This window comes from Streptomyces sp. ADMS, from assembly GCF_033441795.1.
Lineage (GTDB): Bacteria > Actinomycetota > Actinomycetes > Streptomycetales > Streptomycetaceae > Streptomyces.
Genome location: NZ_JAVFVX010000125.1, coordinates 1 through 19,465, shown reverse-complemented (window position 1 = coordinate 19,465; position 19,465 = coordinate 1). Strand labels below are relative to the sequence as shown.

General features: G+C 69.9%; 17 protein-coding genes and 1 pseudogene. 10 read left to right on the top strand and 8 right to left on the bottom strand.

Annotated elements, in window-relative coordinates; genetic code table 11:
- Positions 1–385 precede the first annotated feature (385 nt).
- The gene (locus RB628_RS34285; RefSeq protein ID WP_318324531.1) at positions 386–1,270 is read right to left on the bottom strand and encodes a MaoC family dehydratase; all 885 of its coding nucleotides are present in this window, start codon (positions 1,268–1,270) and stop codon (positions 386–388) included.
- Between the two features lie 445 nt (positions 1,271–1,715).
- Here RB628_RS34285 and RB628_RS34280 point away from each other — a divergent pair, with 445 nt between their 5' ends.
- Entirely contained in the window at positions 1,716–3,614 is a 1,899-nt protein-coding gene (locus RB628_RS34280; RefSeq protein WP_318324532.1) for an AMP-dependent synthetase/ligase, read from the top strand.
- A gap of 187 nt (positions 3,615–3,801) precedes the next feature.
- Here the strand turns inward: RB628_RS34280 and RB628_RS34275 are convergent, their stop codons facing one another.
- Positions 3,802–4,692, bottom strand: coding sequence for a LysR family transcriptional regulator (locus RB628_RS34275; protein ID WP_318324530.1), 891 nt, complete (start codon positions 4,690–4,692; stop codon positions 3,802–3,804).
- 183 nt (positions 4,693–4,875) lie between these two features.
- Here RB628_RS34275 and RB628_RS34270 point away from each other — a divergent pair, with 183 nt between their 5' ends.
- A complete protein-coding gene (locus RB628_RS34270; protein WP_318324529.1) occupies positions 4,876–5,454 on the top strand; it encodes a DUF6817 domain-containing protein in 579 nt (192 codons plus the stop codon).
- Positions 5,455–5,627: 173 nt separating this feature from the next.
- Positions 5,628–6,788, top strand: a complete 1,161-nt coding sequence (locus RB628_RS34265; RefSeq protein ID WP_318324528.1) for a N(5)-(carboxyethyl)ornithine synthase — start codon at positions 5,628–5,630, stop codon at positions 6,786–6,788.
- Positions 6,789–6,809: 21 nt separating this feature from the next.
- Here the strand turns inward: RB628_RS34265 and RB628_RS34260 are convergent, their stop codons facing one another.
- Together RB628_RS34260 and RB628_RS34255 are read right to left on the bottom strand one after the other, a co-directional pair.
- Complete coding sequence (locus RB628_RS34260) at positions 6,810–7,304, bottom strand: hypothetical protein (protein ID WP_318324527.1); 495 nt, start codon at positions 7,302–7,304, stop codon at positions 6,810–6,812.
- Positions 7,305–7,367: 63 nt separating this feature from the next.
- Positions 7,368–7,508 carry a DUF397 domain-containing protein gene (locus RB628_RS34255; protein ID WP_318324526.1) on the bottom strand — a complete coding sequence of 47 codons (141 nt, stop codon included), beginning with the start codon at positions 7,506–7,508 and terminating at the stop codon, positions 7,368–7,370.
- A gap of 42 nt (positions 7,509–7,550) precedes the next feature.
- On the opposite strand from RB628_RS34255, the gene kstD reads away from it, so the two are divergent.
- Entirely contained in the window at positions 7,551–9,368 is a 1,818-nt protein-coding gene (kstD, locus tag RB628_RS34250) for a 3-oxosteroid 1-dehydrogenase (RefSeq protein ID WP_318324525.1), read from the top strand.
- 137 nt (positions 9,369–9,505) lie between these two features.
- Here kstD and RB628_RS34245 read toward each other — a convergent pair whose 3' ends face one another.
- Both RB628_RS34245 and RB628_RS34240 read right to left on the bottom strand, forming a co-directional pair.
- Positions 9,506–10,177, bottom strand: a complete 672-nt coding sequence (locus RB628_RS34245; RefSeq protein ID WP_318324524.1) for a class I SAM-dependent methyltransferase — start codon at positions 10,175–10,177, stop codon at positions 9,506–9,508.
- Between the two features lie 144 nt (positions 10,178–10,321).
- Complete coding sequence (locus tag RB628_RS34240; protein WP_006380707.1) at positions 10,322–10,525, bottom strand: cold-shock protein; 204 nt, start codon at positions 10,523–10,525, stop codon at positions 10,322–10,324.
- Positions 10,526–10,813: 288 nt separating this feature from the next.
- On the opposite strand from RB628_RS34240, the gene RB628_RS34235 reads away from it, so the two are divergent.
- Together RB628_RS34235 and RB628_RS34230 are read left to right on the top strand one after the other, a co-directional pair.
- Positions 10,814–11,662: a menaquinone biosynthesis protein gene (locus tag RB628_RS34235; RefSeq protein ID WP_318324523.1), complete on the top strand. Its 849-nt coding sequence runs from the start codon at positions 10,814–10,816 to the stop codon at positions 11,660–11,662.
- Positions 11,663–11,770: 108 nt separating this feature from the next.
- Positions 11,771–12,502 (top strand): annotated as a pseudogene (locus RB628_RS34230) (serine/threonine-protein kinase); the annotation flags it as partial.
- Between the two features lie 207 nt (positions 12,503–12,709).
- On the opposite strand, the gene RB628_RS34225 reads toward RB628_RS34230, so the two are convergent.
- A complete protein-coding gene (locus tag RB628_RS34225; RefSeq protein WP_318324522.1) occupies positions 12,710–17,317 on the bottom strand; it encodes an FtsK/SpoIIIE domain-containing protein in 4,608 nt (1,535 codons plus the stop codon).
- Positions 17,318–17,585: 268 nt separating this feature from the next.
- Here RB628_RS34225 and RB628_RS34220 point away from each other — a divergent pair, with 268 nt between their 5' ends.
- From RB628_RS34220 to RB628_RS34205, 4 genes are all read left to right on the top strand, one after another.
- Positions 17,586–17,885 carry a WXG100 family type VII secretion target gene (locus RB628_RS34220; protein ID WP_189151174.1) on the top strand — a complete coding sequence of 100 codons (300 nt, stop codon included), beginning with the start codon at positions 17,586–17,588 and terminating at the stop codon, positions 17,883–17,885.
- An 87-nt stretch (positions 17,886–17,972) separates the two neighbouring features.
- A complete protein-coding gene (locus RB628_RS34215) occupies positions 17,973–18,152 on the top strand; it encodes a hypothetical protein (protein WP_318324521.1) in 180 nt (59 codons plus the stop codon).
- 33 nt (positions 18,153–18,185) lie between these two features.
- Positions 18,186–18,308 (top strand): hypothetical protein, encoded by a 123-nt coding sequence (locus RB628_RS34210; RefSeq protein WP_318324520.1) that lies wholly within the window; start codon positions 18,186–18,188, stop codon positions 18,306–18,308.
- 50 nt (positions 18,309–18,358) lie between these two features.
- The gene (locus RB628_RS34205; protein ID WP_318324519.1) at positions 18,359–19,027 is read left to right on the top strand and encodes a hypothetical protein; all 669 of its coding nucleotides are present in this window, start codon (positions 18,359–18,361) and stop codon (positions 19,025–19,027) included.
- Between the two features lie 72 nt (positions 19,028–19,099).
- Here RB628_RS34205 and RB628_RS34200 read toward each other — a convergent pair.
- The coding region (locus RB628_RS34200; RefSeq protein ID WP_318324518.1) for an ATP-binding protein at positions 19,100–19,465 on the bottom strand (366 nt) is incomplete at its 5' end.

The window sequence follows — 19,465 nt, the reverse complement described above, 5'->3', positions numbered from 1 at the left end:
ACTCCGCGACCTGCGGCGACGCGGCCGTGCTCGGTGCTCCGGGCGGCTGTTCCTGAGGGTCCAGCGAATTGCGCAGCAGAGTCGCAGCGCGCCCCAAAGGCGAGCGGGGCCGTGTTGCTACGCGGCCCCGCCGCGTGGGCGCGCCCGGTCACGTGGGCGCGCCCGGTCACGGGCGTGCCGCAGCGGTCCGTCGGCGTCTTGCGGCGTGTCCGGCTGTGGGGGTGTTGTGGTGGGTTGAGATCGTTTTGCGGCGTGTCCGGTCGCGGTGGTGGCGCAGTGGTCCGTCGGACCTTGCTGCGCGACCGGCTGTGCGGGTGTCGCAGCGGGCCGACGACGCCGCACGGCGCGACCAGTCACCGTGGCTCCGCAGCGAACCGGCAACACCTCACGGCGCCCCCAGCGGAGCGCCCCGTACCTCACCCCGCAGGTGTACGCGTCCCCCGCCCCGCAGTTCGAAGTTCCCGAAGCCGTCCGCCCCGTACTCCACCGTCCCCGGCAACAGCACCGGCGCCCTGAACTCGGTCCGGACCAGGGCCGATTCGGGGGTGCCGTGGGCGGCGAGGCAGCGGGCGGCGGTCCACATGCCGTGGGCGATCGCGCGCCGGAAGCCGAAGAGGCGGGCGGTGAGGGCGTGCAGGTGGATGGGGTTGCGGTCACCGGAGGCGGCGGCGTACCGCCGTCCGACGTCCCCGGCGAACCGCCACGCGGCGACGACGGGCAGCGCCTCGCGTTCGTCGGCGGTGCTCGGCGCACCGGTGGGCGCGCCGGCGGGCACGTCACTCCGGTGCCGTGCGAGATACGTGCTCCGCGACTCCCACACCAGTTCGCCGCTCTCCCGCGCCTCCGTGTGCACCGAGGCTTCGGTGCCGCGTCGGTGGGGCGCCAACTCCTCGACGTACACGAAGAGTTCGTAGGTTCCGGTGGCGGGGAGGTGGCGTCGGCGGACGATCTCGACCGAGGTGTGGACCAGTCCGAGGAGCGGAAGCGGGAAGCCGCGGTCGGTCATCAGCAGCATGGCCAGGGGGAAGCCGAGGACATGCGGATAGGTGATGGGGAGGGCGTCGTCGCCGACGGGGAAGCCGCAGACCCGTTCGTAGGCGGCGAGCCGGGCGAGGTCGATGCGGACGCCGGGCAGGACGAGCCGGGTACGCGGGCGGCCGGCGTCCGGGCGGGGCCGGTTGAGGGCGGCCTTCTTGAAGGGGGACAGCAGGGCGCCACGGGCGAGCAGCGGCGCGAGGGGCGGCGTCCGGTCGAGGGTGTGGGCAGGCATACGGCTACGCGACTCCCGGCTCGATACGGCTCGATAGGACTCTGTGGGGCTCCATGGCTTGCTTACTCTGAAGTAAGGTTACCGGAGGTAAGGCATAAGTCGCCCCTGACGGACACGGCCGACCGGCGCACGGCAGGTGTGAAGAAGGCCTAGGAAGGCCTGTGGGGCCGGTGCTAACGTGAAAAACGCTCAGGACAGGGCAAGATGACGCATCGGTAACCTGTGCGACACCTGAGCTTGCACACCCCCGCCGCTCCATCACCCCCGAACCCGCACGAACCCCACACGTGCGAGCCGTACGATCCGGTGTCTGAACAGCGGCACCACCGAGGTCGTACACCTGTGGTGAACGCCACCGGAGGTGCACGCCCCGGAAGGCCGCTGCACGCCACAGGAGCCGCCCGTGTCCTCGTCGTTCCCGTCGTCCCCGACCTCGCAACAGATCGTGACCGCCGTCGGTTACGACGGCGAGCCCCTCCTGGTGGAGCCCGAGATACGGCGGCTGGACGGGGCCGTGCGCGAGGTGTCCGTACCGGCGTTCGTCGCGCCCATGACGTACGGCTCGCTCGCGGACCTCCCCTTCGAGAACGCGGACGAGACGCCCGACATGACGGTCCTCAGCCGCCGTACGCCGGACGGGACCTGGACGCATGTGACGGCGGCCGAGTTCGCCGAGCAGGTCCTCGCGGTCGCCAAGGGGCTGATAGCCGAGGGACTGGTGCCCGGCGACCGGCTCGCCATCATGGCGCGGACGACGTACGAGTGGACGCTCCTGGACTTCGCCGCGTGGGCGGCCGGCCTGGTGACCGTCCCCATCTACCCGACGTCGTCCGCCTTCCAGACCCGCTGGATCCTCCAGGACTCCGGCGCCGTGGCCCTCGCGGCGGAGACGGTCGCGCAGGCCGCCGCCCTCGGCCCGGAACGCGACCGCATCCCCGACCTCCAGCACATGTGGGTCTTCGAGAAGGGGCACGTGGAGCGGCTCGCGGAGCTCGGCAAGGACGTACCGGACCAGGAAGTCGCCGTACGGCGTGGGGTGTTGGGCCCCGACACCCTCGCCACCCTCATCTACACCTCGGGCACGACCGGCCGCCCGAAGGGCTGCGCGCTCACGCACGGCAACTTCTTCGCCGAGGTCGACAACGCCATCCAACTCCTCTACCCCGTCTTCCGGGAGCGGACGAAGGAGGAGGCGTCGGTGCTGCTGTTCCTGCCGATGTCGCACGTCTTCGGCCGGATGGTGGCCATCGCGTGCATCCGGGCGGGGGTACGGCTCGGCCACGCGCCGAGCCTCAAGTCGGAAGACCTGCTGGGGGACCTGGCCGCGTTCAAGCCCACATGCATGCTCGCCATCCCCTACATGCTGGAGAAGGTCTTCAACACGGCCCGCGCCAGGGCCGAGACGGGCAAGCGGGTCTCGTCCTTCGACCGCGCGGTGAGCGTGGCCCGCCGCTACAGCGAGGCGGTGGAGGAACAGCGGCACGGCATCGGCAACGGCCCCAGCCGTGCGCTGCGCACCGCGCGCGCCTTCTACGACCCCCTGGTGTACCGCCGTATCCGCAACGCCATGGGCGGCAGGGTCCGTTACATGATCTGCGGCGGCTCACCGCTCGGCCGCCCCCTGGCCGGCTTCTTCGCCGGGGCGGGCATCGAGATCTACGAGGGGTACGGCCTGACCGAGTCCACGGGCGCGGCCACGGTCACGCCACCCCTCAAACCCCGGGTCGGAACGGTGGGTTGGCCCCTTCCCGGCACCCGGGTCCGGCTGGCCCCCGACGGCGAGGTGCTGCTGTCGGGCGAGAACATCCTGCGCGGCTACTGGGACCCGGGCGCGGGCGGCGTCGTCCCGGCGGCGCCGGAGGGCTGGCTGGCCACCGGCGACATCGGCTCCCTCGACGAGGCGGGCTATCTGACGATCACCGGCCGCAAGAAGGAGATCCTGATCACGGCCGGCGGCAAGAGCGTGGCCCCCGCGCCCATGGAGAACTGGCTGCGGGCCCATCCCCTGATCTCCCAGGCGATGGTCCTGGGCGACGGCCGCCCCTACATCTCGGCGCTGATCACCCTCGACACCGCCGGCCTCACCCACTGGCGCCAGATGCAGGGCAAGCACCCGGTACCGGCCGAACTCCTCGTAAACGACGACGACTTGAGGGCGGTCATCCAGCGGGCGGTGGAGGAGGCCAACAAACTGGTCTCCCGCCCGGAGTCGATCCGCCGCTTCACGATCCTCCCCGTCGACTTCACGGAGGAGGCCGGTCATCTGACGCCGTCGATGAAGCTGCGCCGGTTCGAGATCATGCGGGACTTCGCGGCGGAGGCGGAGGGGCTGTACGAGAAGTAGGCCGGGTCGTTTGTCGGCTGCGGGCCGGTGGGGGTTGTTCGCGCAGTTTCCCGCGCCCCTGTCGGGGCTCGATTCCGCAGCCCTCTCCGCGACGGAGGGCGCGTTCCGACCCGCGCGGTACAGCGCCACTTCAGGGGCGCGGGGAACCGCGTGACAAGCCCCCACCGGCGCGCGGCCGACAAGCGACCTACCCCCGACAACTGTCAGCGACGGTATCCGCAAAAGCCCGCGCAAGCGGACTGAGCGCATCCCACCGCCGCACAGCCCACCCCACTGACAGGGGGCGCAGCGCGGGCAGGGGGATGAGACGAACCGGCCCGTCGGTACCCGGGACGGGCAGGTCGGGAACGGCCGGGACGATGGCGCACCCGAGCCCCAGCTCGGCCAACAGCAAAGCCGTGTCCCAGTCGGCGACACTCGTGTCGAACACCGGTCGCACCCCCACCTCCGCGAACGCCGCGTCCAGATGCGCGGCGGACGTCGAGTTGGGCGGCAGTCGAATCAACCGCAGGTCGCGCAGATCGCCGGCCTCGGCACGAGCCCGCCCCGCAAGAGTCTCACCGGCGCCCACGGCAAGCACCCACGGCAGCTCCATCACCACCCGCTGCTCAATGCCCCGCACCGGCGGCCCGATGGTGATCCACGCGAGATCCAGCTCACTGTCGGCCAGTGCGGCGAAACACCCCCGGCTGGAGTTCTCCGTACGGAACTCGAGGCTCACCTTGGGGTGTTGACGCCGGAAGGCGACCACCGCGTCCGCCATGAAGTGCCGCACGGTGGTGGCGCCGGTGGCGACCCGCACCGACCCGCTCTCCCCGTCGACGAGATCCTTGAGCCGCCGCAGCGCGAGATCCAGCCCGGCGATGCCCTCCGAGGCGGCGGTCTGCAACACCCGCCCGGCCTCGGTGGGTACGACACCTCGCGCGTGCCGTTCCAACAGGGCGACGCCGGTCTCCCGCTCCAGCCGTTTCACATGCTGACTGACGGCCGACTGAGTGCACGAGAGGTCACGGGCGACCGCGCTCAGGCTGCCGGCCCGGCACACGGCGACGAAGACGCGCAGGTCATCCAGAGTCACAACACCCAAGCTATCACTTGTAGTTGATGACAGAACCTTAGGATTGACTGGGTGCGGGCGACTGCGTCACGATCAGTGCAGGGCCCAGGCGGCAACCCGTCCCGCGCCCCTGCCTGGGTCCGGACCACAGGGTGGGGAGCGGACGGGTGCCGACCTTTCGCGCACCGAGAGGACGCCACCGCGATGTCCGTTTCCCCTCCCTCTCCTCCTCCCGTCACTGTTCTTCCGTCCGCTGCCGCTCAAGCCGTCGGATTTCTACGGCAGCTGGGCGCCGAACAGATAGCGCACCCCGGCGGCACCCTGCTCGCCCACCTCTGCCGCGTGTACCGTCTGCTCGCCGCCTGGGAGGCCCGGCCGGTCCTCCGCCTGGCAGGCCTCTGCCACGCCGCCTACGGCACCGACGGCTTCCCGACCGCCCTGCTCTCCCTCGACCGCCGCACCGAGTTGGCGAGGGTGATCGGCCCGGAGGCGGAGGAGATCGTCCACGTCTACGCCGCCATGGACCGCAAGGCCACCTACCCGGGCCTGGCCGCCCCGGACGCGCCGTTCCACGACCGCTTCACCGGCGGCACGCGAACGCCGGACCGGAGCCGGCGCGAGGACCTCGCCGAGCTGACGGCCGCGAACGAACTCGACCTGGCCCGAGTGGATCCGGTGTTCCGCGAACAGTGGGGACCGGACCTGCTCGCCCTGTTCACCGGCTTCCGGCCACTGCTGAGCGGGCGGGCATGGGAGGATGTCGGGGCGCTGCTGGGCCGCTGAAGTCGCTGGTCCGGCCTTCGAGCTCAAACGAGCGGCGGGCGCTCCGTGACCCTGAACGGGAGTACGGTGGGGGTACCGAGCGCACCTCGCACGCCGTCACCCATTTCGGCGTCGCCCTCGCAGAACGGCAATGCCGGTGCGCATCGCGCCCGGTCGGAAATGAGCCGCCCCACATGAGCCTTATGAGTCTCGGAGTACTCGCCTCCTCCCACAAGGAGAACGAGTTCCGCCTGCCGCTGCACCCCCGCCACCTCGACCGGATCGCACCGGACCTGCGCGACAAGATCTTCCTCGAACAGGGCTACGGCGAGCGCTTCGGTGTCGCCGACGACGCGCTGCGTCCCCTCGTGGCCGGCCTGCGCTCCCGCGAGCAGCTCCTCGCCGAGTGCGACGTCCTGCTGCTGCCCAAGCCGACGCACGACGACGTCGCCGAGCTGCGCGAGGGCCAGGTGCTGTGGGGATGGCCGCACTGCGTGCAGGACGAGAAGATGACCCAGCTCGCCATTGACCGACGGCTGACCCTGATCGCCTGGGAAGCCATGAACCACTGGACCTCCACGGGCGCCTTCAGCGTCCATGTGTTCCACAAGAACAACGAGCTCGCCGGCTACTGCTCGGTGCTGCACGCCCTCCAGCTCGGCGGACTGACCGGCCACTACGGCCGCCGCCTGCGCGCGGTGGTCATCAGCTTCGGCGCCACGGCGCGGGGAGCGGTCACGGGCCTGGGCGCCATGGGGGTCACCGACGTCACGGTGCTCACCCAGCGAGCCGCCGCGGCGGTGGCCTCACCGATGCCCTCGGTGGTGATGTCCCACTTCGAGGAGCAGGAGGAAGATCCCTCGCGCCTGCAGGCCGCCACCCCGACCGGGCCTGTGCCGCTGGCGGAGTACCTGGCCGGGTTCGACATCATCGTCAACTGCGTCCTGCAGGACACCGACGCGCCGCTCACGTTCGTCACCGACGAGGAACTCGCCCTCTTCCGGCCGGGCACCTTCTTCATCGACGTCTCCTGCGACGAGGGCATGGGCTTCGAGTGGGCCCGCCCGACCACCTTCGGCGAGCCCATGCACACGGTGGGGCCGGGCTGCCACTACTACGCGGTGGATCACAGCCCGTCGCACCTGTGGAACTCCGCCACCTGGGAAATCAGCGAGGCGCTCCTTCCCTATCTGCGCAAGGTCATGAGCGGCTCCACCGCATGGGACGCCGACATCACGGTCAGCAAGGCCATCGAGATCCGGGACGGCGTCGTCCAGAACCCGAAGATCCTCAGCTTCCAGCACCGGTCGGCCACGTACCCCCATGCGCCTTCGCTGAGTTCACCGGCCTCCTAGGGGGTTTCGTACGTACGTGCGTCACTGGCCGGCGGAGACCGACCAACGTACCCCGGAGGTGCCGGTGACCTGGACGTACGCGTCCGGGGCTGCGGCGCTGACCTCGGTCTCGCTGTAAATAGTGGCGACCTTGCCGTCCGCGCACTCCTCGACGGAGGTCATGCCGAGTGCGGGGACCTCGACTTTCACGGTGCCCTTGCCCTCGCAGTTCAGGGCGATCCCGAGCCTCCCCTTACGAAGCCCGCCCTCGAAGGGGATGGTTCGACCGGACCACGCGTTGGCGAACGAGGCGATGGTCTTTCGGTCGATCTTCGGAGCCTCGGTGACGGACTCGCCGTCGACGTGTTGAACGGCGTCGGCGGCGGGCTCGTCGGAGGCGGTGGGTGTGGGTGAAACAGGGGCCGACTTCTCGGCCGAGGTCTTCGGCCCGTCGTCGCTGCTGGTGCAGGCAGTGCCGGTCAGCAGCACCGCCGCGCAGATCGCTGCCGCTGTGGCGGCGTGGGTGATCGTGATCATGTCCTGATCATCACCGTGGCGGCTGCCGGTAAGTCCACCTCGGCCGCGTACGCAGCACAGCTGTTACCCAGACGCCTGGCGGAGGAAGACGGACCAGGTGGTGGAGGAGAGGGTGAGGTGGGGGCCGTTGGGGTGGTCCTCGATGCCTGTCGGCATCACCTGGATCTCCACGTTCCGCATGCTGCCGATGCGCAGCCCGGGCATGCTTCTTGACTTCACAAGGCCCAAGTACGACATTCCGTCCCCATGAACCCTGAAGCGGACCCCGCGAGACGTACCGACCGTACCGAACCTTCCGGACGCGCCGAACTCCCCTCCAGGCGAGGCGTGTTGGCCGGCGCCGCAGTGGCGGGTGTTGCGGTCGGGGCGGGTGTCGCGGCGGGGCAGGGGGCGGCCCATGCCGCAGTCCCGCCCCTCCTCGGGACGTACGACGTCGTGGTCGTCGGAGCGGGCGCCGCCGGGATGACCGCCGCGCTGACCGCCGCCAAACAGGGGCTGACCTGTGTCGTCGTCGAGAAGGCGCCCACCTTCGGCGGGTCCGCCGCCCGCTCCGGCGCCGGGATCTGGATACCGAACAACTCCGTGATCCTCGCCGCCGGGGTGCCGGACACCCCCGCCAAAGCCGCCGCCTACCTCGCAGCCGTCGTCGGGCCGGAGATCCCCGCCGCCCGCCAACAGGCCTTCCTCGCCCACGGACCCGCCATGCTCTCCTTCGTCATGGCGAACAGCCCCCTCCGCTTCCGCTGGATGGAGGGATACAGCGACTACTACCCGGAGTTGCCCGGCGGGCTCCCGGGCGGCCGTTCCATAGAGCCCGATCAGCTCGACGGGAACGTCCTGGGCGCCGAACTCGCCCACCTCAACCCGCCCTACCTCGCCGTCCCGGCCGGCATGGTCGTCTTCAGCGCCGACTACAAGTGGCTGGCCCTCGCCGCCGTGAACGCGAAGGGCGCCGCCGTCGCCGTCGAGTGCCTGGCGCGCGGTACGAGGGCTGCCCTCCGGGGACAGACCCCGCTCACCATGGGCCAGGCCCTCGCGGCCGGACTGCGCGCGGGGCTGGCCTCGGCCGGCGTACCCGTCTGGCTCAACACCCCTCTCACAGACCTCCACTTGGAGTCCGGAGCGGTCACCGGAGCCGTCGTCACCCGCAATGGCACCCCGGGCCTTCTCCGCGCCCGACGGGGCGTGATCGTCGGCTCGGGCGGATTCGAGCACAACGCGGCGATGCGCGCCCAGTACCAGCAGCAGCCCGTCGGCACCGAGTGGACGGTCGGCGCGAAGGAGAACACGGGGGACGGAATCCGGGCGGGTGCGCGCGCCGGCGGTTCCCTGGCCCTGATGGACGACGCCTGGTGGGGCCCGGCGATCCCGCTACCCGACGAGCCGTACTTCTGCCTTGCCGAACGCACCCTCCCCGGCGGCCTGTTGGTCAACGCGGCGGGCTCCCGCTTCGTCAACGAGGCGGGGCCCTACAGCGACGTCGTCCACACCATGTACGAGCGCAACGCCACCGACCCCGACATCCCGGCCTGGCTGATCGTCGACCAGAACTACCGCAACCGCTACCTCTTCAAGGACGTCTCACCGACCTTCGTGCTCCCGGCCGACTGGTACAGCTCCGGCGCCGCGTACAAGGCGTGGACGGTCGATGCCCTGGCGACCGCGATCGGCGTCCCGCCCGCCGCCCTCCGTACGACCGTCAGCCGCTTCAACTCCCTTGCCCTGAACGGCGAGGACACCGACTTCGGGCGCGGCGACAGCGCGTACGACCACTACTACACAGACCCGGCCGTCCTCCCGAACTCCTGCCTGGCCCCGCTGTGGCTGCCCCCGTACTACGCCTTCCGGATCGTCCCCGGCGACCTCGGCACCAAGGGCGGCCTACGGACCGACGCCCGCGCGCGGGTACTGCGGGCCGACGGCACGGCGATCCCCGGCCTGTACGCCGCCGGCAACGCCAGCGCCGCCGTCATGGGCCACAGCTACGCGGGCGCGGGCTCGACGATCGGCCCGGCCATGACGTTCGGGTACGTGGCGGCACTGGCGGCGGCGGGGGTGCTCTGAGTGCTCTGGCACTCCGGGGGCCGTAGCCGGGATGTCGCTGATTGCCGGGGAGGCGCCGGGGGAGTGGCAGGAGTACAAGGACCACCAGGCACCTCCGGACCCGGAGGACTACGGGTACTGAGCCAGACACCAGGCACTCACGGTCTGCGGGCCATCAGGAACGCCTGCGGGGACGACTCCCCGGCCTGCTCGTCCGCCGCGCGCACGGTCTGCGACGTGAGCGTGAACCCGGTCTCCGCCAGCAGCCCGGCGATCCGGTCGGGCCGGCGCCGCAGGAAGGTCATGGACACAGGGCGTCCGAAGGGCTGGTCATGGTGCTTGGGCTCGTCCCCCACCTGGAAGCCGAGCAGCAGGTGCCCGCCGGGCGCGAGCACGCGACGGAACTCGCCGAAGAGGGCGGGAAGTCGGCCGACCGGGGTGTGGATGGTCGAGTACCAGGCCACGACTCCGGCGAGCGCCCCGTCGGCAAGGTCCAGCTCCAGCATCGAGCCCTGCTCGAACCGCAGCCCCGGATTCTCCCGCCGGGCCACCGCGAGCATCGACTCCGACAGATCCAGCCCGAACACCGACACCCCGAGCGAGGCGAGATACGCGGTGACCCGTCCCGGCCCGCACCCGAGATCGGCGACCTGTCCGCCATCGCCTCCTGACCCCCGTACGAACTCGGCGTACGCGGCCATCAGGGCCCGCTCCACTGGCCCGCCGGCGCCCGCGGAACGGAAGTGGGCGGAGTAGTCCTCGGCGATGGCGTCGTAGAAGACGCGGGTGGCGGTGACGAAGTCGGTGCCGGTGTCGCTGTGGGTCCCCATGGCGGGGACCCTAGCCGGGCCCACTGACAACGAGGCCGGCTGTGGCCGGAAAAGGCAGGAGCTCCGATGCCGTGACGGCTCGGAGCTCCTTGGGGTACTGCACACGTTCCGGATCAGAGCACTTGGCTCAGGTGAGCCGAAGACTTAGATCGGGCTGACGTTCTCCGCCTGCGGGCCCTTCGGACCCTGCGTGACATCGAAGGAAACCGCCTGGTTCTCTTCGAGTGAGCGGAATCCGCTCGCGTTGATCGCGGAGTAGTGGACGAAGACGTCCGGGCCGCCGCCTTCCTGGGCAATGAAACCAAAGCCCTTTTCGGCGTTGAACCACTTCACGGTTCCGGTAGCCATAAGCCCTCCTTGGGCCCAAAGGGTTGCCCTGCTCCAGAACCTGCAAGGTGTAAACAAAAACTTGTAAACAACTGCATTCATCTGAATACGACGAGAGCCTGCGGTCAGATGCTCCGCAGGCTCTGTACTGCAAGGGAAACCAAACTGCAACTTGCGGCGAGCCTAGCATGCAGGCACCCGAAAGCAATAGAGGTCAAGATCACGTCACTCGGACGTTTGAGAGACGGCGCGCGGCCTTGACAACCCCCGGAAGGGCACACCGAACCTCACGCCCGTTAGCCTCGCGATGTGGACAATTCTCGCACCCGGCCGCGCGTCGGCCACATCCAGTTCCTGAACTGCCTGCCCCTGTACTGGGGGCTCGCGAGAACGGGCACGCTCCTCGACTTCGAGCTGACCAAGGACACCCCTGAGAAGCTCAGCGAGCGACTGGTGCGCGGCGACCTCGACATAGGGCCCATCACCCTCGTCGAGTTCCTCCGCAACGCCGATGACCTGGTCGCCTTCCCGGACATCGCCGTCGGCTGCGACGGCCCGGTGATGTCCTGCGTGATCGTCTCCCAGGTCCCGTTGGACCGTCTGGACGGCGCGCGGGTGGCGCTCGGCTCGACCTCCCGTACCTCAGTGCGCCTGGCCCAGTTGCTCCTGGCCGAGCGTTTCGGCGTACACCCCGACTACTACGAGTGTCCCCCCGATCTCAGCCTGATGATGCAGGAGGCGGACGCGGCGGTGCTGATCGGGGACGCGGCACTGCGCGCCAACCTCCTCGACGGCCCGCGCTACGGCCTTGAGGTGCACGACCTGGGCGCGCTGTGGAAGGAGTGGACGGGCCTGCCGTTCGTCTTCGCGGTCTGGGCGGCCCGGAAGGACTACCTGGAGCGCGAACCGGTCCTGACCCGGAGGGTCCACGAGGCCTTCCTCTCCTCTCGTGACCTCTCCCTGGAGGAGGTCGCCAAGGTCGCCGAACAGGCTGCCCGCTGGGAGGAGTTCGACGCGACGGTCCTGGAGCGCTACTTCACGACTCTCGACTTCCGCTTCGGCGGACCACAACTGGCGGCCGTACGGGAGTTCGCGCGCCGGGTGGGCCCGACGACGGGCTTCCCGGCGGACGTGGAGGTCCGACTGCTGGAGCCGTAGGCTGCTGGTCGCGCGGTACGGGCGGGCGTATGAGGCTCGTACGGGGGAGAGGTGGGGGTCATGCAGCCGCTGGACGTCGGTGAGTCGGCCGTCGTGGGACCCTAACGGCTGCTCGGGCGGCTCGGCTCGGGCGGAATGGGCCGGGTCTACCTGGGGCGCAGCACCGGCGGCCGTACCGTCGCGGTCAAGATCGTGCACCCGCACTTCGCGCTCGACGAGGAGTTCCGGGCCCGGTTCCGCCGCGAGGTCGAGGCAGCCCGGCGGGTCGGCGGCGCCTGGACGGCCCCCGTCCTGGACGCGGACCCGGACGCCCCGGTGCCATGGGTGGCGACGGCGTATGCGGCCGGCCCCTCCCTGACGGAGGCGGTCACGGACGACGGTCCCCTGCCGCTGGACTCCGTACGGGCACTGGGCGCGGGCCTTGCCGAGGCGCTGGCCGCCGTACACGCCCTGAACCTCGTCCACCGGGACGTGAAACCCTCCAACGTCCTCCTCACCCTCGACGGTCCCCTCCTCATCGACTTCGGCATCGCCCGGGCCACGGACGGCACGGCGTCCCTGACGTCGACCGGGGTCTCGGTCGGCTCACCCGGCTACATGTCACCGGAACAGATCCTCGGGAAGCCGGTCACGGGAGCGGCGGACGTCTTCTCCCTGGGCGCGGTACTGGCGTACGCGGCGACGGGCAGGTCCCCTTTCCCCGGCGACTCCTCCGCGGCCCTCCTCTACAAGGTCGTCCACGAGGAGCCCCGACTCGACGGGCTCGGTGGCGAGTTGCGTGGGGTGGTGGCGGGGGCCGGGGACTGCCGGGGCCGCGGCGCCGGCGCTCGGGCGCGGCCGGTGTGACCGTACGCCCTCGCCCCCGCTCGTAGGCGAGCGAGCCCTTCGCCGCGCTCCGCCGTTTCGGCCTGGCCGATCCCCCGCCCATGCGTACCGCACCTCTCCCGTCACTTCACGCCAGACGCCGAGCGTGCCCGGCCCTCTGACGACCAGGACCGGGCACGCTCGTCTCACTGCTCGCCTCACTGCTCGCCTCGCGGGGCTCACTCACCCGGGAATGACGACCGTACGAAGCTCCCCGTCCCCCAGATGCAACATGCCCTTGCCCGGCGCGATCTGCCCGCCCACCATGCTCCGGTTGATGCGCACGCCGATCAGATCACCGCTCGAAGACTCCTGCGGGGAGAGCAGGATGCCCCGCCGCCCCTTCTTCGCATCGACCTGCCAGCCACTGAAGCCACTGCAGACATCCTCTTCGTCACCCGCGATGACCAGCCCGAGTCCCCGCTCCGCGCCACGCGAGACGATCTTCTTCATCTGGCTTGCGGCATCACAATCCTCCAGGATCTCGCCGTCGTCGACGAGGACCACGATCGGCTCCTCCAGCGACGCCTGGTCGATGAGCTCCTCGAAGTCGTCCTCGTCGATGTCGTCGCCTGTGTACAGCTTCAACACCCCCTCCCTACCGTCCAGTTGCCGCAACGGCGACTGACGTGGGGCCGCGATGACCAGACGTACACCCTGGGAGAGATACGACTGCGCGAAGTTCATCAGCACCGTCGAGCGGCCCGACTTGGCAGGCCCGGCGATGACGAACGTAGGCACGCCGGCCGCGAGGTCGGGACCGAAACCGGTGATGTCGTCGCCGCCGATGCCCACGAGGCCCCAGAGGCGGGAGCCGGAGGTCTCCGGGTCGCGCATCCCCCACGCGTCCGCGAAGGAGATCCGGGAGGGCAGACTGTCGACGCGGAACGGGCGCCGGGAGCGCGGGACTTGGGCGTCCCGCGTAGCGGCCGTCTCACCGATCGCGGTGATCGCCGCGGCCTGGCCCTGACCGGTGGTGTCCTCCGACAGCAGCGCGAACTGCGTCTCGATACCGGACTCGTTCCTGTAGCCACGGCCCGGCGGAATCTCCTCCGGGACCTTGCGGTGCGGAATGCCGAGCGTCGAGAAGTCGCTCCGGTCGGCAAGCCGCAGCCCGTACTTGTCCTCGGTGAGCGTGGCGATCCGGCCGACCAGCAGCGTGCGGTCACCGGTCAGGACGAGGTGGATACCGACGCTCGCGCCCTCGCGCATCATCGTGGTCAGCTCGTCGGTGAGCGACCCGTGGTCGACCTCCCCGAGCGTGGGCACCCAGCCCTCCCAGCGGTCCAGCAGCACGACGATGTGCGGCAGCCGCTCGTCCGCCGCCGACGCGGCCCGCTGCTCACCGATGTCCGCGAACCCCTTCTCCGCCAACAGGTCCTGCCTGCGGCCGAGTTCACCCTTGAGCCGGTTGACCAGCCGAATGACCCGCTCGGTCTGGTTACGGCTGACGACAGCACCGCAGTGCGGCAGCCGGGTCAGCGCGTTGAGCGCGCCGTTGCCGCAGTCGATGCCGTACAGATGGACGTCGGCGGTGGAGTGGGTGCGGGCCAGGGAGGCCGCGATCGTACGCAGGATCTGTGAGCGGCCGCTGCGCGGGGCGCCGCCGATCATCAGATGCCCGAAGGTGGAGAAGTCGACGACGACCGGGCGGCGCGCCTGGGCGGCCGGCAGGTCCTCGATGCCGTACGGGACGGGCGCCAGCCTGCCCGTGCCGTGGTCGGCGAAGGCCGGGGCCTCGATCTCGTCGAGCAGCAGCGTCTCGGAGAGCGCGGGCAGCCAGGGGCTGTGCTGGGGCGGGATACCGAGCGACCGGTTGGCGTCGCGCACGGCGTCGACGAGCACCTTGAGGTCGGTGATCTCCTCGTCCTCCCGCGCCTCGACCCTGGGCTTCTTCAGCGCGGCGCGTCCGAGGTCCTCCCAGGTCAGCGGGCCCGACCAGGGCATGAGGACCGCGGGGTCCGCCGCTCCGGGCCGGCGTCCGCCGACGCGTCCGGACTGGAAGGGGACGAGGGAGGCGTGGCCGAGCCGTACATACGCACGACCGGGGGTGTTCTTGGAGATGTGCCCCGCCTCGGGCGAGTCGATGACGTCGCTGGACTCACCGCCGTCCGTCACACGCAGCGCGATACGGAGGTTGGTGTTGGCGCGGATCTCGGGGGACACGACACCCGACGGCCGCTGCGTCGCGAGCAGCAGGTGAATGCCGAGGGAACGGCCTCGCTGGGCGATGTTGACGAGACCGGTGACGAAGTCGGGCAGGTCACGCACCATCGAGGCGAACTCGTCGATGACGATGAGGAGTCGGGGGACGGGCGGGTGCGAGGGGTCCCTGCGCACGAGGTCCTGGTAGTCCTCGATGTCCTTGGCGTCGGCGGCTGCCAGAATGTGTTCTCTGCGGTGCAGCTCGGCGCCGAGCGACTCGAGGGCGCGCTCGACGAGGTGGGCGTCGAGGTCGGTCACCATGCCGACGGTGTGCGGGAGGTGCACACAGTCCTTGAAGGCGGCGCCACCCTTGTAGTCCACCAGCACGAACGTCATGTTCTCGGGGGTGTTGGCGACGGCGAGCGCGGCCACGATGGTCTGCAGCAGCTCCGACTTACCGGAACCCGTCGTACCGGCGATGAGACCGTGCGGACCGTCCTTCCGGATGTCGATGCCGAAGGGCCCGTCGTACGACTCACCGATGACCGCCATCGTCGACTGCCCGCCCATCCGCCAGCGCGCGGTGATCGCGTCGGGCGTCGGCGGCTCCAGCTGGAGCACGTCGAGCAGCCGGCTGGAGCCGGGCAGCGCCGAGTCCTCGGTCTCGCCGCTGATGTCGCGGAGGGGGGAGAGGGAGCGGGCCAGGCGCAGACACCAGGCGGCGGAGACGAAGTCGGGCCGTACGTCGGCCAGTCGCTCCGCGCTCTCCTCCTCGACGCGCAGCCGCAGCTTGTCCGCCTGGGCGCGCTGGTCGGGCTCGCCGGCGGTGTTGTGCCAGGCGTGGAAGGACGGAAACCCGCCCGCGACCTGCGGCTGAGCCTGGCCCTGGCTGCCCGCGTAGGCCTGGTCGGCGTGTTCCTCGGCCTTCGGCTCGGCGACGACGAAGGCCTGGCACTCGCCGGGCAGGAACCGCTCCTCGGCGTCGAGGCAGAGGGCGTACATCGCCACGTCCGGCCCCTCGCGCAGCAGCTTGACGACGCCCGGCAGCGACCGCAGCCGCCGCGAGCCGTCCCAGACGACGACGATGTCCGGGTCGCTGAACGACGCCCGCTGCCCCTTGTTCTGCTCGGCGGCCTTCTTGCGCGCGTCGAGGATCTGCGTCAGCTCGCCGATCCGCGCGCCGACGGTCTCCGCGTCCGTCCCGATGAGCACGTTGACGTCCTGCCCGCCGGACGGCCTGGTGTGCGGCAGCCAGCGGACCCAGTCCCAGCTCTCCTGCGCGGTGCTCTCGCTGAGTACGTAGAACTGCACGTCCATGGGGCTCTGCAGCGCGGCGGTCTGGGCGATCGCCCACCGCCCGAGCGCACGGGCGGAATCCCCAGGACCCGCCATACCGATGACACCGAGCGAGCGCAGTGACAGCGCGACAGGAGCATCCTCGATCTTCCACGTCACCTGACGCCGGTGCTCGTCCTGCTCCGGGTCGTCGAGCACGACCTCGGACGGCAACTGCCCGGTGCCGACCCGCAGCAGCAGATGGTCACGGTCGGTGCGCCGCCGCTCCCACAGCCGCGTACGAGGTCCGGTGCCGAGGGAGAGCACGGTGGCAGGGTCGGGTATGGCATGCCGCCGATCCTGTCTCTCGGCGACGAGGGCGTCCTGCGCGTCCTTCTCGATCCGCGCCTTCTGCTCCTTGTACTCCTTGACCTGCTTCGCATGGGACTTGCGGCCATGCTTCTTGTCCATGAAGTAGTTGGCGAAGAGCAGGATCGGGCTGAGGCCCGCCATGATCAGGTAGTACCAGCGCCCGAAGATGGCGACGGCCACGATCGCGCCCACCAGCGGCGTCAGCGCCATCAGCCAGGGCAGTGGGCGGGCTTCGAAGTCCCGCGGCGGAGACGGCAGCCGGAACTTGGTCTGCCGGTCGGGGGCGCGCAGGCGGGGCGGCCGGTTGTAGTCGAGACCGGCGCCGTCCTCGGACCACTTGAGGGCGGCGTTGGGCGGGGTGTAACGGGCAAGTTCGACAAGGGAGTTGCCGATGGCGATCTGGCCGCCGAGGGGCCACGAGTCGTCCTCGATGTCGGCGATGTCCTTGCCGTCGAGGGTGACGCCTTTCTTGTCCCCGTCCTTCTCCCTGCCGTTCTCCCCGCTCTTCTCCCCGTGCACGGCGACTTGGCAGGTGCCATCGGTTGCGACTGACAACGTGAGGGCGCGGGCGGCGACTTCGGGATCGTCGATCCGGATGTACGAGGCGGGCCCACTGCCTATGTCGTACCGCCCGACCCCGAGCCGGTGCACGAACCCGGCGACGGGCCCGCCCACGACCCGCAGTTCGACGAGCCCGGTCGGCTCCCCGGGCAGACACCCGGCCGGATCCTGAAGGCTGACGACGGCCCCTTCACGCAAGGGCGACCCGACGACGTTCGAACTCGGGTCGACGGCGTAACCGTCCACAAACACAAGGGGGGAGTTGTTGGCGGGCACCTGTCCGTGATGCCCGAGCGGAATGATCTGGGCACCGCTGTGGCCGACCTGTTTCGCCAGTTCCTGTGCGATGTCCCCGACGGTGGACTCGGGATCCGCGTCGAGCACGACATCGGCGGTGCTCCCGCCGAACGGATCGACGACGGTCAGAGTCAGGCGCACGGTTGTCCTCCCCAACGGCCCCCGTGGCCGCTTCCACAACGCCGGCCACCGTATGGAGCGACGATATCCGCTCCCTATGGCAGAAGGGCAACGGGTGGGGTCGGGGCTCTTCCCTATGGCGAATTGGTGACGGAACGGTGTTGAACAGTCTTGTTCCAGAACCGGGATGTCTCCACTCGCGCCACACCCGTAAGCTGCTGCCTCAGCGAGTTGGAACAGGGAAGCCACGGGGGTTGGCCCTGCGGCACTTTGACGAGGGAGCGGCTTCATGGCCAAGGACCTTGATGTCACATATCAGGACATGCGGGATGCTGCCAAGCATGTCGTGAAGGAGAAGGAAAGGCTTCAGGAGAAGCTGGACGGCCTGCGCAAGTACATCGCGAACCTGGTCGAGTCCGGCTACGTCACGAAGAGCTCGTCGAAGGCCTTCGACGAGAACTTCGAGGAGTTCACCCGCGGCGCGAAGGACACGCTGGACGGTCTGGACGGCATGGGCGACTACCTGACGATGGCCGCCGACAAGTTCGAGCAGATCGACGAGGAACTGGCGAAGTCGGCGAAGAGGTAGCCGAGGCGCGGTTCTGAACTGTTCAAAGGCGCTGTTCGGCGGCGCTGCAGAGGTGCAGTTCAGGCACAAGGCCTGCGAGGCGCCCGCATGGTGCGGCAGCGGATGCTGTGCGCACCGGGCGGGCGCCGCCCGGTAGTTGCCCTGGCCCTGGTCCTGCCCCCGTCAGTTGTCGGGGAGGGGCTGGCGGAGAACGTGCGTGTGAAGCTCGCTGCGGAGCTCTTCCGTATCGACTGGCAGCCAGGATCCGTCACGGAACCGGATCATTGACTTCCGCTCCCCGGCGAGGATGTCAAGTACGGAGTGCTGCCGACCGGTGCCGAGAGCGCGTTGGTCTTCCTCATGTCCTGGACCGTGCCGGGAATCGCCGACGAGATGGAGGAGGCCGCGGCCGGCATCGTGAAGACGCTGTCTGTGGCGTTCTGAACCAACCGTCGACGGGTTTGCTCCAAGCAGGGGAGAAAATGGCGGCGAACATGTCCCGGACCGAGGTACAGCCAGAACCGGCGGATGAGGTTTCCTGGCGACGGAACGTGGTGATCCGCTGGTCGCTCTGTGCCCTCGCGTGCGCCAGCGGCTCCGCAGGACTGGCCTGGCTCGTCCCCGCGGCACCTCTGCGGAACCCGTTCGGCGGCGCGGCTCTGCTGTTCGCCTGGATCGTGCTGCCCCTGGCGACGGTGTTGGTACCCCTGCTGTGGCTGCGCCGGATTCCCCTCAGACAGCGGAAGGTCGCGTGGCAGTTCATCGTGCCCGTTGTCGCGGGGGTGGTACTGGGCGTGCTCGGCAAACAGGCGGGCGATCAGGTCGGCCTGGCGGATCGAGGCCGGTGGTCCGAGGCCGTGGTGGTGCACAAGGAGGAGGGCAAGACCGACAAGTGCATGGTGCGGGCGTCCGGCGGTCGTGAGATCTGGCCTTCGCTCTCGGAGGGGGAGGGCTGCAGGGAGTGGGTGTCGGAGGGGGACACACTGCGCGTCCGGTACGACCCCGAAGGCGTCGCCAGCCCGGTCGAGCACGTGGACACGACCCCGTACGGGGAGCTGCTCGCGTATCTCTTCGTGGCGGCCGTGGTGATGGGCACGTGGGGCGGCGTACGGCAGAGCCGATGGGACCGGGAGTACGAGGCCACGGGGGACGAGCGGGGCTGACGCGTTTGCGCTCACGAAACACGCGTCGTGCACCGTCGCTGCAGAGCTGGTCAAGTCCGCGATCAACGAGAGCTAGGCCGCGCCGAGGTCGCACCAGACGTACTTGCCCTTGATGCCGCTCCTGCTCAGCGGCTGCCAGCCCCAGAGGTCGGCGCAGGAACCGACCAGGGCCAGGCCGCGCCCGTCCTCCAGGTGGGTGATCTGCGTCAACGCCTCTGACGATGGCGGTGGTTGGGGTGGTTCGGGGTCGGCGTCCCATGCTCCGACGCGTAGTACGCCGTTCCGCATCCGTAGGCGCAGGGCGACGGGGCCCTTGGTGTGGCGTACGGCGTTGGAGACCAGTTCGGTGGCGAGGAGTTCGGCGACGTCGGTGAGGCGGATGAGGCCGTGCATGGTGAGGATGAGGCGGACGGTGCGGCGGCAGACGGTGACGGCGCG

What these genes read in the sequence shown, in the direction of transcription:
- RB628_RS34285 (WP_318324531.1), bottom strand. Translation starts at nt 1,270, where the DNA reads ATGCCTGCCCACACCCTCGACCGGACGCCGCCCCTCGCGCCGCTGCTC.
- RB628_RS34270 (WP_318324529.1), top strand. Translation starts at nt 4,876, where the DNA reads ATGTCCGTTTCCCCTCCCTCTCCTCCTCCCGTCACTGTTCTTCCGTCC.
- RB628_RS34265 (WP_318324528.1), top strand. Translation starts at nt 5,628, where the DNA reads ATGAGCCTTATGAGTCTCGGAGTACTCGCCTCCTCCCACAAGGAGAAC.
- RB628_RS34260 (WP_318324527.1), bottom strand. Translation starts at nt 7,304, where the DNA reads ATGATCACGATCACCCACGCCGCCACAGCGGCAGCGATCTGCGCGGCG.
- RB628_RS34255 (WP_318324526.1), bottom strand. Translation starts at nt 7,508, where the DNA reads ATGCCCGGGCTGCGCATCGGCAGCATGCGGAACGTGGAGATCCAGGTG.
- kstD (WP_318324525.1), top strand. Translation starts at nt 7,551, where the DNA reads ATGAACCCTGAAGCGGACCCCGCGAGACGTACCGACCGTACCGAACCT.
- RB628_RS34245 (WP_318324524.1), bottom strand. Translation starts at nt 10,177, where the DNA reads ATGGGGACCCACAGCGACACCGGCACCGACTTCGTCACCGCCACCCGC.
- RB628_RS34240 (WP_006380707.1), bottom strand. Translation starts at nt 10,525, where the DNA reads ATGGCTACCGGAACCGTGAAGTGGTTCAACGCCGAAAAGGGCTTTGGT.
- RB628_RS34220 (WP_189151174.1), top strand. Translation starts at nt 17,586, where the DNA reads ATGGCCAAGGACCTTGATGTCACATATCAGGACATGCGGGATGCTGCC.
- RB628_RS34215 (WP_318324521.1), top strand. Translation starts at nt 17,973, where the DNA reads ATGGTGCGGCAGCGGATGCTGTGCGCACCGGGCGGGCGCCGCCCGGTA.
- RB628_RS34205 (WP_318324519.1), top strand. Translation starts at nt 18,359, where the DNA reads ATGTCCCGGACCGAGGTACAGCCAGAACCGGCGGATGAGGTTTCCTGG.